13 protein-coding genes are annotated in these 13,625 nt (G+C 74.2%); 10 read left to right on the forward strand and 3 right to left on the reverse strand.

The genetic code is table 11. The annotated features are described in order from the left end of the window. Nucleotides 1–2: 2 nt before the first annotated feature. Nucleotides 3–869 (reverse strand): hypothetical protein, encoded by an 867-nt coding sequence (locus OO47_RS24335; protein WP_078489869.1) that lies wholly within the window; start codon nucleotides 867–869, stop codon nucleotides 3–5. Nucleotides 870–909: 40 nt separating this feature from the next. Here OO47_RS24335 and OO47_RS24340 point away from each other — a divergent pair, with 40 nt between their 5' ends. The 4 genes from OO47_RS24340 (at nucleotide 910) to ilvD (ending at nucleotide 5,580) form a co-directional block, all read left to right on the forward strand. After that, the gene (locus OO47_RS24340; RefSeq protein ID WP_030219540.1) at nucleotides 910–1,842 is read left to right on the forward strand and encodes a Ppx/GppA phosphatase family protein; all 933 of its coding nucleotides are present in this window, start codon (nucleotides 910–912) and stop codon (nucleotides 1,840–1,842) included. A gap of 93 nt (nucleotides 1,843–1,935) precedes the next feature. Further along, the gene (locus OO47_RS24345) at nucleotides 1,936–2,772 is read left to right on the forward strand and encodes a sugar phosphate isomerase/epimerase family protein (protein ID WP_030219543.1); all 837 of its coding nucleotides are present in this window, start codon (nucleotides 1,936–1,938) and stop codon (nucleotides 2,770–2,772) included. A 16-nt stretch (nucleotides 2,773–2,788) separates the two neighbouring features. Next, nucleotides 2,789–3,439 carry a TetR/AcrR family transcriptional regulator gene (locus tag OO47_RS24350; RefSeq protein ID WP_030219546.1) on the forward strand — a complete coding sequence of 217 codons (651 nt, stop codon included), beginning with the start codon at nucleotides 2,789–2,791 and terminating at the stop codon, nucleotides 3,437–3,439. A 287-nt stretch (nucleotides 3,440–3,726) separates the two neighbouring features. Continuing rightward, complete coding sequence (gene ilvD, locus OO47_RS24355; protein ID WP_030219549.1) at nucleotides 3,727–5,580, forward strand: dihydroxy-acid dehydratase; 1,854 nt, start codon at nucleotides 3,727–3,729, stop codon at nucleotides 5,578–5,580. Between the two features lie 75 nt (nucleotides 5,581–5,655). On the opposite strand, the gene OO47_RS24360 is transcribed toward ilvD, so the two are convergent. Further along, complete coding sequence (locus OO47_RS24360; RefSeq protein ID WP_030219550.1) at nucleotides 5,656–7,791, reverse strand: serine/threonine-protein kinase; 2,136 nt, start codon at nucleotides 7,789–7,791, stop codon at nucleotides 5,656–5,658. 158 nt (nucleotides 7,792–7,949) lie between these two features. Between OO47_RS24360 and OO47_RS24365 the strand changes: the two genes are divergently transcribed. From OO47_RS24365 to proC, 5 genes are all read left to right on the forward strand, one after another. After that, nucleotides 7,950–8,273, forward strand: a complete 324-nt coding sequence (locus OO47_RS24365; protein ID WP_030219551.1) for an SH3 domain-containing protein — start codon at nucleotides 7,950–7,952, stop codon at nucleotides 8,271–8,273. A 54-nt stretch (nucleotides 8,274–8,327) separates the two neighbouring features. After that, on the forward strand, nucleotides 8,328–8,894 hold the full coding sequence (locus OO47_RS24370; protein WP_030219555.1) for a hypothetical protein: 567 nt from the start codon (nucleotides 8,328–8,330) through the stop codon (nucleotides 8,892–8,894). 85 nt (nucleotides 8,895–8,979) lie between these two features. Next, entirely contained in the window at nucleotides 8,980–9,870 is an 891-nt protein-coding gene (locus tag OO47_RS24375; RefSeq protein ID WP_078489871.1) for an ABC transporter ATP-binding protein, read from the forward strand. Next, nucleotides 9,867–10,604, forward strand: coding sequence for an ABC transporter permease (locus OO47_RS24380; protein ID WP_030219566.1), 738 nt, complete (start codon nucleotides 9,867–9,869; stop codon nucleotides 10,602–10,604). The genes OO47_RS24375 and OO47_RS24380 overlap by 4 nt, the downstream gene beginning before the upstream one ends. 95 nt (nucleotides 10,605–10,699) lie before the next feature. Next, complete coding sequence (proC, locus tag OO47_RS24385; protein WP_030219569.1) at nucleotides 10,700–11,509, forward strand: pyrroline-5-carboxylate reductase; 810 nt, start codon at nucleotides 10,700–10,702, stop codon at nucleotides 11,507–11,509. Nucleotides 11,510–11,527: 18 nt separating this feature from the next. On the opposite strand, the gene OO47_RS24390 is transcribed toward proC, so the two are convergent. Further along, nucleotides 11,528–12,133, reverse strand: coding sequence for a cysteine hydrolase family protein (locus OO47_RS24390; RefSeq protein WP_030219571.1), 606 nt, complete (start codon nucleotides 12,131–12,133; stop codon nucleotides 11,528–11,530). Between the two features lie 45 nt (nucleotides 12,134–12,178). Here OO47_RS24390 and OO47_RS24395 point away from each other — a divergent pair, with 45 nt between their 5' ends. Further along, entirely contained in the window at nucleotides 12,179–13,213 is a 1,035-nt protein-coding gene (locus OO47_RS24395; protein ID WP_199812332.1) for a GlxA family transcriptional regulator, read from the forward strand. Nucleotides 13,214–13,625: the final 412 nt, after the last annotated feature.

Consider the following 13,625-nt stretch of genomic DNA (forward strand, 5'->3'; position numbering starts at 1 on the left):
GCTCAGACCCCCGGCCGCGGCGGGTCCGCCGGGTGCGGGGCCACAAGGGGCAGCTGCGAGGCGAGCCGGGCCTCGCACAGGCCGGCGAGGACCCCGTACGCCTCCTCGCCCATCATCTCGGTGAGCTCGGGCCGGTACGTGACGTAGACCGGCTCCCCGGCGCCGTGCGCCGAGGTGGCCGAGGTGCACCACCAGTGCAGGTCGTGGCCGCCCGGGCCCCAGCCCCGGCGGTCGTACTCCCCGATCGACACCTGGAGCACCCGGGTGTCGTCGGGCCGGTCGATCCAGTCGTACGTCCGGCGCACCGGCAGCTGCCAGCACACGTCCGGCTTGGTCTCCAGCGGCTCCCGGCCCTCCTTCAGGGCCAGGATGTGCAGCGAGCAGCCCATGCCGCCCGCGAACCCGGGACGGTTCTGGAAGATGCAGGAGCCCTCCCAGCGGCGGGTCTGCCGGTCGCCGTCCTCGTCGAGCTGCGTCCAGCCCGTCTCCGTACCGACGTCGTGGAACTGCCACAGCTCCGGCGTGAGCCGGGCCACGTGCTCCGCGACCCGCTTCTCGTCGTCCTCGTCGGAGAAGTGCGCGCCCAGCGTGCAGCAGCCGTCGTCGGCCCGGCCCGCCTGGATGCCCCGGCAGCCGCTGCCGAAGACGCACGTCCAGCGCGAGGTCAGCCAGGTCAGGTCGCAGCGGAAGACCTGCTCCTCGTCGGCCGGGTCGGGGAACTCGACCCACGCGCGCGCGAAGTCCAGCCCCTTCTCGTCCGGTTCCACGTCCTTGCCCCGTTTCCCGGCGCCCTTGACCGCCCTGGCGGCGCTCACGTCCACCGCACGGGCACTGTCTTTGTCCTGCTTCGCCTTTTTCGTCTTTGGCACGCTCTCCAGCGTATGCGGCGCGCGCAGTAGCGTTCCGCCCATGAGACTCGGAGTCCTCGACGTCGGTTCGAACACGGTGCACCTCCTGGTGGTGGACGCGCACCCCGGCGCCCGCCCCCTGCCCGCCCACTCCCACAAGGCGGAACTGCGCCTCGCCGAACTCCTCGACGCGCGGGGCGCGATCGCCCCCGACGGCGTCGAACGGCTCGTCGCGACCGTCCGGGACGCGCTCCACGCCGCCGAGGACAAGGGCTGCGAGGAGGTGCTGCCGTTCGCGACCTCCGCCGTCCGCGAGGCCGTCAACGCCGACGCCGTCCTGGCCCGGGTCAAGGACGAGACCGGCATCGACCTCCAGGTCCTCACCGGCGAGGAGGAGGCCCGCCTCACCTTCCTCGCCGCCCGCCGCTGGTTCGGCTGGTCCGCCGGGAAGCTCCTCCTCCTCGACATCGGCGGCGGTTCCCTCGAAGTCGCGTACGGCATCGACGAGGACCCCGACGCGGCCGTCTCCCTGCCGCTCGGCGCGGGCCGGCTCACCGCCGGCTGGCTGCCGGGCGACCCGGCCGACGGCGCCGACGTGAAGGCGCTGCGCCGCCACGTGCGCGCGCAGATCGCCCGTACGGTCGGCGAGTTCAGCCGCTTCGGGCCCCCGGACCACGTCGTCGCCACCTCCAAGACCTTCAAGCAGCTGGCCAGGATCGCCGGGGCGCCCGGTTCGAGCGAGGGCCTCCACGTCCAGCGCGTCCTGACCCGCAGGTCCCTGGAGGAGTGGGTGCCGCGCCTGGCCGGGATGACCGTCGTCGAGCGCGCTGCCCTGCCGGGCGTCTCGGAGGGCCGCGCCGCCCAGCTCCTCGCGGGCGCGCTCGTCGCGGAGGGCGCGATGGACCTCCTCGGCGTCGAGGAGCTGGAGATCTGCCCCTGGGCCCTGCGCGAGGGCGTCATCCTGCGCCGCCTGGACCACCTGCCGGAGGAGTAGCGGGGAGCGCGGGACCCCTTCGCGCCCCCGCGACGGGCCCGGCGTGACCGGAACCACCCTCCGGCGCCCCGGCCCGCCCCGTACCCTGTCTGCGTGGCAGAACCAGTGGTGCGCGTCCCGGATGCGAAGGTCGCCCTGTCGACGGCCTCGGTCTATCCGGAGTCGACGGCGACGGCCTTCGAGGTCGCCGCGCGCCTCGGCTACGACGGCGTCGAGGTCATGGTGTGGACCGACCCCGTCAGCCAGGACGTCGAGGCCCTGCGCCGGCTCTCGGACCACCACCGGGTGCCGATCCTGGCCGTCCACGCCCCCTGCCTCCTCATCACCCAGCGCGTCTGGTCCACCGACCCGTGGGTCAAGCTCCGGCGGGCCCGGGCGGCGGCCGAGAAGCTCGGCGCCTCCACGGTCGTCGTGCACCCGCCGTTCCGCTGGCAGCGCCAGTACGCCCGCGACTTCGTGAGCGGCATCTGGCGGATGGCGGACGAGACCGACGTGCGGTTCGCGGTCGAGAACATGTACCCGTGGCGGTACAAGGACCGCGAGATGCTCGCGTACGCCCCCGAGTGGGACGTCACCAAGGACGACTACCGGCACTTCACCGTCGACCTCTCGCACACCGCGACCGCCCGCACCGACGCCCTCGCCATGATCGACCGCATGGGCGACCGGCTCGGCCACGTGCACCTCGCCGACGGCCGGGGGTCCGCCAAGGACGAGCACCTGGTCCCGGGGCGCGGCACCCAGCCCTGCGCCGAGCTCCTGGAGCGGCTGGCGGCCACCGGCTTCGACGGGCACGTCGTCATCGAGGTCAACACCCGCCGCGCGATGTCGGCCGCCGAGCGCGAGGCGGACCTCGCGGAGGCCCTGGCCTTCACCCGGCTCCACCTCGCCTCCGCCGCCGGCCGCCCCTCCCGGGCCCCGCGCCCGTGACGGGACCGGAGTGCCGGTGACCGGGCCCGGCCAGGACCCCGAGGCCGGACGGGACCCGGCGGACCCCGCCCCCCGCCGCCGCGGCCGCCCCTCCCGTACCGCCGGGGAGAGCGGCCCGGGCGCCCGCGCCCGCATCCTGGAGGCGGCCCGCGACCAGTTCGCCGAGCGCGGCTACGACAAGGCCTCGGTGCGCGGCATCGCCCGCGCGGCCGGGGTGGACCCGGCCCTCGTGCACCACTACTTCGGGTCGAAGGACGAGGTCTTCGCCGCCGCCGTCGAGGTCTCCTTCGAGCCCGCGACCGTCGTCCCGGCGATCGTCTCCGGCCCCCGCGACGGCATCGGCGAGCGCCTCGCCCGCTTCTTCATCGGGGTCTGGGAGAACCCGGCCAGCCGCGCCCCGCTCCTCGCGATCGTGCGCTCCGCCCTCACCCACGAGGCGGCGGCCGCGGTCCTGCGGACCTTCGTGCTGCGGCGGCTCCTGGAGCGGATCGCCGCCGAGCTCGACGTGCCGGATCCGAAGTTCCGCGCGGAGCTGGCCGCCTCGCACATGATCGGGATCGTGATCCTGCGGTACGCGATCCGGGTCGAGCCGCTGGCCTCCGCCGACCCGGAGGCGATCGTCGCCCAGGTGGCCCCGACCCTCCAGCGCTACCTGACCGAGAGCTGACGGGACCCGGCCCCGGACCGGACCCGGCGCCCGGACGGGACCCGGCGCCCGGACGGGACCCGGCGCCCGGACGGGACCCGGCGCCCGGACGGGACCCGGCGCCCGGACGGGACCCGGCGCCCGACCGGACCCGGCCCCCGGACCGCGCCCGGCACCCGACCGGAAGCCGAGCCGGACACCTGACCGAAAGCTGAACAACCCGTCCGGCATGCGGACACCCTGTCCAGATCTTGGTCCGGCGGCGTACGCTCGAAAGCAAGCACACCCGTCACGAGGAGCGAGCGACGATGCCCGAGCTGAGGTCCCGCACTGTCACCCACGGCCGCAACATGGCGGGCGCACGCGCCCTTATGCGCGCCTCCGGTGTACCCGGCGCGGACATCGGCCGGAAGCCGATCATCGCGGTCGCCAACTCCTTCACGGAGTTCGTCCCCGGCCACACCCACCTCCAGCCGGTCGGCCGGATCGTCTCCGAGGCCATCACGGCCGCCGGGGCCATCCCCCGCGAGTTCAACACCATCGCCGTGGACGACGGCATCGCGATGGGCCACGGCGGCATGCTCTACAGCCTGCCCTCCCGCGACCTGATCGCGGACAGCGTGGAGTACATGGTCGAGGCGCACTGCGCCGACGCCCTGATCTGCATCTCCAACTGCGACAAGATCACCCCCGGCATGCTGATGGCCGCCCTGCGCCTGAACATCCCGACGGTCTTCGTCTCCGGCGGCCCCATGGAGTCCGGCCGCGCCACCCTCGTCGACGGCACGGTCCGCACGCTCGACCTGGTCGACGCGATCTCCGACGCCGTGAACCCGAAGATCTCCGACGAGGACATCCTCCGCATCGAGGAGAACGCCTGCCCGACCTGCGGGTCCTGTTCCGGCATGTTCACCGCCAACTCGATGAACTGCCTCACCGAGGCCATCGGCCTCTCCCTCCCCGGCAACGGCTCGGTCCTCGCCACCCACACCGCCCGCCGCGCCCTCTACGAGAACGCCGCCCGCACGGTCGTGGACATCACCCGCCGGTACTACGACGAGGACGACGCCTCCGTCCTGCCCCGCTCGATCGCGACCCGCGCCGCCTTCGAGAACGCCATGGCCCTCGACATCGCCATGGGCGGCTCCACCAACACGATCCTGCACCTGCTCGCCGCCGCCCAGGAGGCCGAGCTGGACTACGGCCTGACCGACATAGACGAGGTCTCGCGCCGCGTCCCCTGCCTGGCCAAGGTCGCCCCGAACGTCGCCAAGGACCGCACGTACTACATGGAGGACGTGCACCGCGCCGGCGGCATCCCCGCCATCCTCGGCGAGCTCTACCGCGCCGGCCTGCTCAACGAGGACGTCCACTCCGTCCACTCCCGCTCCATCAAGGAGTGGCTGGACGCCTGGGACGTGCGCGGCGGCTCCCCCACCGAGGAGGCCGTCGAGCTGTGGCACGCGGCCCCCGGCTGCGTCCGCTCCGCCACCGCCTTCTCCCAGTCCGAGCGCTGGGAGGCCCTCGACACGGACGCGGCGAACGGCTGCATCCGCGACGCCGAGCACGCGTACTCCAAGGACGGCGGCCTCGCGGTCCTGCACGGCAACCTCGCCGCCGACGGCTGCGTCGTGAAGACGGCCGGCGTCGACGAGTCCATCTGGACCTTCGAGGGCCCGGCGGTCGTCTGCGAGTCGCAGGAGGAGGCCGTCGAGAAGATCCTCAACAAGCAGGTCAAGGACGGCGACGTGGTGGTCATCCGCTACGAGGGCCCGCGCGGCGGCCCCGGCATGCAGGAGATGCTCTACCCGACCTCCTTCCTCAAGGGCCGGGGCCTGGGCAAGACCTGCGCCCTGGTCACCGACGGGCGCTTCTCCGGCGGCACCTCGGGCCTCTCCATCGGCCACGCCTCCCCGGAGGCGGCCTCGGGCGGCACCATCGCCCTGGTCGAGGACGGCGACCGGGTCCGCATCGACATCCCGAACCGCTCGATCGACCTCCTCGTCGCCGACGACGTCCTCGCCGCCCGCCGCGAGGCCCTCGGCGGGGTGTACGCGCCGAGGAACCGCGAGCGCAAGGTCTCGGCGGCGCTGCGGGCGTACGCGGCGATGGCGACGAGCGCCGACAAGGGCGCGGTCCGCGACGTGACCAAGCTGGGCTGATCCCGGAGCGGTACGGGGAGGGACCCGGAACTTTCCGAAGTTCCGGGCCCCTCCCCGTACGTCCCCGCCGGGGGCTCACCAGGCCGCCGGATCGCGCGCGTCCACCGCGAACACGGAGCCGTCCGGCGCCGTCCCGAACACCCGGTCCCCGGCGACGACCGGCGCGGGGACGGACGTCGCGTACCCGAGCCTGCCGTCCCGCAGCCGGGGCCGGGTCTGCCCGAGGAGGGCGCCGCGCGCGGTGTCGACGGCGAGCAGCCGCCCGTCGGACGCGGAGAAGTAGAGCCGGTCGCCGGGGCCGGTGACGGGGACGGACACCGTGCCGGCGGCGGTCTCCAGCTCCCAGCGGACGCGGCCGCCGGGAGCGGCGGTGTCCAGGGCCGTCAGCCGGCCCGTCGGCGTCAGCAGGTAGATGGTCGCCCCCCGCACGGCGACCCCGGGCTCGTCGAGCGGGGACGGCAGGGGGACGCGGCGGGTGGACCCCGCGGCGGGGTCGTGGACGACGACGGCGTCGGTGCGCGAGTCGAGGTTCACGGACCGCAGGAAGAGCGCGCCGTCCGCGCCCGTGCCCACCGGGACGAGGTCCCCGTCCAGGCGCTTCTGCCAGGCGATCTCGCCGCTCCTCGGGCGCAGGGCGCTGACGAGGGTGCGGGTCCCGCCGGCCGAGTTCTCGAAGACGGGCAGGAGGCCGGTCTCCGCCGCGTACCGGCCGAGGCGCGGCGCCGCGTGGCCGCGCAGCGCGTGGTCCCAGCGGGGTCCCCCCGTCGCGCCGTCGACGGCCCTCACCGTGCCCGAGCCGCCGGTGAGGACCGTGTCGCCCGCTCCCCGCACGCCGCCGTGGCGTTCGGACGTGCCCGTGTCCCAGCCGGGAGCGCCGTCGGTCCCGTACGCCCGCAGGCGGTCGTCGTCGGAGACGACGCCGACCAGGCCCCCGGACAGCGGCACGGGCGCGGAGTGCTTCTCGCCGGGGGGCGCCGGCCGCGACCAGAGCACGCGGCCGGTCGCGGGGTCGAGCCGCGCGGCGCCGATGCCCCGGCCCGAGCAGAAGAGCGCGCCGCCGACGTACGCGCAGGCGGGCGCGGCGGGGTCGCCGTCCTTCTGCAGCGGGGTCTGCCATCCGGCGAACGCCCCGGCGGCCCCGGCCCGGTGCGGCTCCGGCGCGGGAGCGCCCCCGCCGCCGGACGGGACGGCGGCGAAGACCGCGCCGCCCGCAAGGACGAGGAGCGCGGCGGCCGTGACGGCCCGGCGGGGCGGCCACCGGCGCCGGGGCCGGTCCGCGGTCATGCGTACGGGGGTGTCCGCCTCCCAGGAGGCCGGGGGCCGGGGCTCGGGAGCGGGCGCGGCGGGGGCCCGCCGCCGCGACGGCACGAACGCCGTCGCCTCGTACGAGGGCGGCAGCAGCGCCGCCATGATCTCGGCCGGGGACGGGCGGTCCGCCGGCTCCTTGGCGAGGCAGCGCGCGACCAGCGGGGCGAGGTCGTCCGGGACGCCCGTCAGATCGGGCTCGTCGTGCACGACCTGGTACGCGACGACGTACGGGCTGTCGGAGTCGAACGGGCCGTGCCCGGTCGCGGCGTGCACGAGCACGGACCCGAGGGCGAACACGTCCGCCGCGGGACCGACCTCCCGCGGGCGCTGGAACTGCTCGGGCGCCATGAAGGGCGGCGACCCGATCAGCTTCCCCGTCTCCGTGCGCAGGTCGCTGTCCACCGGCCGGGAGATGCCGAAGTCGATGACCTTCGGCCCGGTGTCCGTGAGCAGCACGTTGCTCGGCTTGAGGTCCCGGTGGACCACACCGGCCCGGTGGATGTCGCGCAGCGCCTCCGCGAGCCCCGCCGTCAGCCGGCGCAGCCCGGCGGGGGAGAGGGGCCCGTTCCGCTTGACCTGGTCGGCGAGGGTGGGGCCGGGGACGTACAGCGTCGCCATCCAGGGGCGCACGGCGTCGGGGTCGGCGTCCACGACGGGCGCGGTGAAGGCGCCGCTCACCCGGCGCGCGGCCGCGACCTCCTGGCGGAAGCGGGCCCTGAACTCCGGGTCCTCCGCGTACTGCCCGTGCACGACCTTGACCGCGAGCCGCAGCCCGGAGGGGGAGGTGGCCAGGTGCACCACTCCCATGCCGCCCGAGCCGAGACTTGCCTGGAGGCGGTACGCGCCCGCGTACTCGTGTCCTTCTGCTTCCCGGTCGGCACCGGCACCGCGCAACGGCGGCATCGCCCACCCCCGTGTGGTTCCCCGTCGAGTCCGCGCGCGTGCGCGACGCACGGAGCCTAGTCCATGGGGCGTGCGATGTCGGAGGGGCTTGCTAGCCTGCGCGTCGCAGAGAGTGAATTCCAGCGGAGCGGTTCCAGCTCCCGACGGGGGAGGTCTTCATGGCTGTGGAAGAGACGAACACCACCGCGGAACCGGCGGTCGGCACCGGGGCGGAGGGGGCGGTCTCCATGAGCGTCGTGCGCTATCCGGTCGCACCCGGCCACCGGGTCAACGTGCGTTCCGGCCCGGGGACGAAGTACGGCATCGTGCGCACGCTCCCGCTGGGCGCGAGCGTGCCGATCTACTGCCAGACCCGGGGCGAATCGGTCTCCGGCCCGTACGGCACGTCGAACATCTGGGACAACATCGCGAGCGACGAGTTCGTCGCGGACGCGTACGTGAAGACCGGCAGCGACGGCTACGTGGCCCCCCGCTGCGGCTGACGGCGAGGACCGCCACCGGCCCGCCCGGACGGTCGCCCGGGGATAATCGACCCCGTGAGCGACGACGAGCAGACCCCCCGCACGGCGGACGACGCGGCCGCCGGGAGCGCCGCCGGAAGGACCGGCGGCGCCACCGGTGCCACCCCCGGCGGGCCCCGGCCCGAGGAGATCCGCTTCTTCGGCACGACCTGGGTCGACCACGGCGGCCACTACGGCCTGCGCCGCGCCGGCCTGGCCGCCGGCGCGTTCGCCGCCGCCGTCGCGTCCTGCTTCGTGCTGCGCTTCGCCTTCCAGGGCCTGCGGATCGCGAACACCGGCGGTCTCGTCAACGGCCTGGTCATCGTCATGTTCGCGGTCTGCAGCGCCATCGCCTGCCGCAAGACCTGGGAGGGCTTCCAGCGCCGCCCGGACGACCCGGCCCGCGAGGACGCCCTGCGCAGCCTCAAGGCGATCGGCTTCATCGGCTCGCTCCTCGCGTACGGCGCCCGCTGCCTGACCGAGGCGCCCGGGGAGAAGCTGCACCGCGCCGAGTACGAGGCGGCCCTCGCCCGCTACGAGAAGCGCCGCGGCTCCCGCACGGGCAACCCGGCGGCCCGCAAGAAGCCCAGGCGCGGCAGGTAACCCGGGCAGGCGACCCGAGCGCGGCGAGCACCCCGACACCTTCGGAAGCTTGACGGCCGGCATCCCCAGGCCCACTATTCATTACATGATGAATTATTCGGCGGACGGGAGCGGCGACCGGTCCGAAGCTGACGACACCGAAGCCGACGACCTCGAAGCCACCGACCCCGCCACCGCCACCACCCCCGCGGCGATCACCGCCCGCTCCCTCACCGCCGTCCGCGGCGCCCGCACCGTCCTGCGCGGCCTCGACTTCACCGTCCCGGCCGGCCGCATCACCGGCCTCCTCGGCCCCTCCGGATGCGGCAAGACCACCCTCATGCGCGCGATCACCGGTACCCAGGCCAAGGTCGGCGGCACCCTCACCGTCCTCGGCCGCCCCGCCGGCGACCCCGCCCTGCGCCCCCGCATCGGCTACGTCACCCAGGCCCCGTCCGTCTACGACGACCTCACCGTCCGCCAGAACCTCGCCTACTTCGCCGCCGTCCTCCTCCCCGGCCGCGCCCACCGCCACGAGCGCCGCGCCGCCGTCGACCGGGCCGTCGCCGACGTCGACCTCACCTCCCGCGCCGACTCCCTCGCCGGCCGGCTCTCCGGCGGCCAGCGCAGCCGGGTCTCCCTCGCCGTCGCCCTCCTCGGCGCCCCCGAACTCCTCGTCCTGGACGAGCCCACCGTCGGCCTCGACCCCGTCCTCCGCCGCGACCTGTGGGACCTCTTCCACCGCATCGCCGCCGACCGCGGCACCACGCTCCTCGTCTCCTCCCACGTCATGGACGAGGCCGAGCGCTGCCACCGGCTCCTCCTCATGCGCGAGGGCGAGATCCTCGCCGAGGACACCCCCGAGGCCCTCCGCCGCCGCAACGACACCCCCACCGTCGAAGAGGCCTTCCTCCACCTCGTCGACGCGGCCGCCGCCCGGGAGGGACGACGCCCCGGAACCGCCCACAACCAGCAGGACCAGGAGCCCCGGCCATGAGCAGCGCCCGCACCCTCGCCACCGCCGCCCGCGTCCTGCGCCAGCTGCGCCACGACCCGCGCTCGATCGCGCTCATGCTCCTCGTGCCGTGCGCGATGCTCTTCCTGCTCCGGTACGTCTTCGACGGGAGCCCCGGCACCTTCGACACCATCGGCGCCTCGCTCCTCGGCGTCTTCCCGCTCATCACGATGTTCCTGGTGACCTCCATCGCCACCCTGCGCGAACGCACCTCCGGCACCCTGGAACGCCTGCTCGCCCTCCCCCTCGGCAAGGGCGACCTCATCGCCGGCTACGCCCTGGCCTTCGGACTCCTCGCCGTCGTCCAGTCCGCCCTCGCCACCGGCCTCGCCCTGTGGTTCCTCGGCCTCGACGTCGTCGGCTCCCCCTGGCTCCTCCTTCTGGTGGCCCTCCTCGACGCCCTGCTCGGCACGGCCCTCGGCCTCTTCGTCTCCGCGTTCGCCGCGTCCGAGTTCCAGGCCGTCCAGTTCATGCCGGCCGTGATCTTCCCCCAGCTCCTCCTCTGCGGCCTGTTCACCCCGCGCGACCGCATGGCCCCCGCCCTCGAAGCCGTCTCGAACGTCCTGCCCATGTCGTACGCCGTCGACGGCATGAACGAGGTCCTCCGCCACCCCGAGGTCACCGGCGCCTTCGTCCGCGACGTCCTCGTCGTCGCCGGCAGCGCCCTCCTCGTCCTCGCCCTCGGCGCCGCCACCCTCCGCCGCCGCACCGCCTGACCGGCCGTGACCGCCCCTCGGACACCCGCACCGCCATCACGCCCCCGGTGCGAGGATGACGACACGTACCCCCCTCCGGCGAGGTGAACAGAGCCATGACCCAGACCGTCGCAGTCCTCGGCACCGGCAAGATCGGTGAAGCGCTCCTCAGCGGCATGATCCGCGCCGGCTGGCGCCCCGCGAACCTCCTGGTCACCGCCCGCCGCGCCGAACGCGCCGAGGAGCTCCGCACCCGCTACGGCGTCGAGACCGTCACCAACGCCGAGGCCGCCAAGCGCGCCGACACCCTCATCCTGGCCGTCAAGCCCCAGGACATGGGCCGCCTCCTGGACGAGCTGGCCCCGCACGTCACCGCCGACCGCCTCGTCATCAGCGCGGCGGCCGGCATCCCCACCTCCTTCATCGAGGACCGCCTCGCCACCGCCACCCCCGTCGTCCGCGTCATGCCGAACACCCCCGTCCTCGTGGACGAGGGCATGTCCGTCATCTCGGCCGGCAGCCACGCCACCCCCGACCACCTCGCCCACACCGAGGAGATCTTCGGCGGCGTCGGCAAGACCCTCCGCGTCCCCGAGTCCCAGCAGGACGCCGCCACCGCCCTCTCCGGCTCGGGCCCCGCGTACTTCTACTTCCTGGTCGAGGCCATGACCGACGCCGGCATCCTCCTCGGCCTGCCCCGCGCCCAGGCCCACGACCTCATCGTCCAGGCCGCCATCGGCGCCGCCGTGATGCTCCGCGACAGCGGCGAGCACCCGGTCAAGCTCCGCGAGGCCGTCACCTCCCCGGCCGGCACCACCATCAGCGCCATCCGCGAACTGGAGAACCACGGCGTACGGGCCGCCCTCATCGCCGCCCTCGAAGCGGCCCGCGACCGCAGCCGCGAACTGGCCTCCGGCAACGGCTGACCCACCCGGCCGCCGGGGTCACCGCACCCCGGCAGCCCCCGCGGAGGCCCCCCGCACCACGTCCTCCGTGCCCACCACCTCCGCGAACCCGCCCCCGTGCAGCGAGACTGCCGTCGCCCGCGTCAGCTCGTCCGCGCCCGCCGTCCAGCCGTACGGCCCCTCCAGGTCGAAGGTGTGCATCGCGTCCAGCGGGAACACCACGCCGTACCCGAGGTTCCCGCCCATCCGGGCCGTCGTCTCGTTGCACATGTTCGTCTGGATCCCGACGACCACGATCTGCCCGACCCCGTGCCCCCGCAGCCACGCGTCCAGGGACGGCTCCCCGTAGAACGCCGAGTTCACCGACTTCACCACGAGCAGCTCGGGCCCGGACCCCTTCCCCCGCCGCTCCTCCACGAAGTCCTTGAAGTCGTTCCCCACGTGCCCCGCCCGCAGCGGCGACCGCGACCCCTCCGCCGAGTCGTGCCGCACGAGGACGACCGGCCGCCCGGTCTCCTGCCACAGATCGATCAGCACGGCGATGTTCCGCTCCGCGTCCGGATTGTTCCGCTTCCCCCAGTACTCCTCCTCGAAGCCCTTCTGCACGTCCACGACCACCAGCGCTGCGTTCTCCGCGATCTCCATACCGACGATCCTTCCGCCGCGGGCCCCCGTGCCCCAGAGGGGGGAATGCCACCGACCGATGGTTTACTGCCACCCGTGGCGCCGTCCCCGGAAACCCGCCCCCAGCGCATCGCGCTCCTCGCCTTCCCGGGCGTCCGCACCTTCGACGTCTCCGTCATCACCGAGGTCTGGGACAGCGACCGCACCCTCCGCGGCGTCCCCCCGTTCGAACTCCACCGCGCGGCCACCGACCCGCACGCTCCGGTACGCCTCCGGGGCGGCCTCACCCTGACTCCCGACCGCCCCCTGACCTGGCTGCACGACCTCACCCCCACGGACCTCGTCGTCGTCCCGGGCGTCGAGGACCCGGACGCCGACGTCCCGCCCCCGGTCCTCGACGCCCTCCGCCGCGCCCACGCCACCGGCATCCCGGTCGCCTCCCTCTGCGCGGGCGCCTTCGTCCTGGCCCGCGCCGGACTCCTCGACGGACGCCGCGCGGTCACCCACTGGCACCTGGCCCGCACCCTCGCGGCCCGCCACCCGGAGGTACGGGTCGAACCCGACGCCCTCTTCGTGGAGGACTCCGGCATCTGGACCTCGGCCGGCACCGCGGCCGGCATCGACCTCTGCCTCCACCTGGTCCGTACGGCCCACGGCGCCGAAGCGGCCGCGACCGTGGCCCGCTCCATGGTCACGGCCCCCTTCCGTACGGGGACCCAGGCCCAGTTCATCGAGCACCCGACCCCCCGCGCCGACCGCGACGCCGACGCCCTCGCCGCCGTACGCGCCCACGCCCTGGCCCACCTCTCCGAACCCCACACGGTCACGAGCCTCGCCGCCGTCGCCGGCACGTCCCCCCGCTCCTTCGCCCGCCACTTCCAGGCCACCACCGGCACCACCCCCCTGCACTGGCTCATCACCCAGCGCGTGGCCGCCGCCCAGAAGCTCCTGGAGCTCACCGACCACCCCCTCCCCGAGGTGGCGCGCCGCGCCGGCTTCGGCAGCGAGGTCACCATGCGCCAGCACTTCGCCTCCCGCCTCTCCACCAGCCCCCGCGCCTACCGCAACGCCTTCCGCCACCGGACCCCGGACCAGGCTTGACACGACCTTCCCGGCTCCGTAGTGTTCTCCGAGTTGTCCGACGTGAGCACCGACCCCGGTCGGCCCCGGACAGCCATTCCGCAAGAACCACAGAAGCCGACAGCGCTTTGCCGTGCCGTCGTGCTTTCCGTGCGTTTTTGCGAAATGAGGAATCCGCGTTCGAAGGTTTGGACGCCGGCCCCGATTAGCGTCGGGGGCAGGGAATCCGCTAAAGTCTCACTCGTCGGAACGGCCCAACAGCCGGAAAGACAACTCCCGCTGACTGGGAATCAGACGCCGAAAGGATCTGATAGAGTCGGAAACGCCGGAAGGGCCCGGAGCGAAAGCGAAAGGGACCGGAAAGCACCGAGGAAATCGGGTCGGAAAGATCTGATAGAGTCGGAGACGCAAGACCGAAGGGAAAAGCCCGGAG

This window comes from Streptomyces bikiniensis (genome assembly GCF_000716625.1).
GTDB classification, from domain to species: Bacteria; Actinomycetota; Actinomycetes; order Streptomycetales; family Streptomycetaceae; genus Streptomyces; species Streptomyces bikiniensis.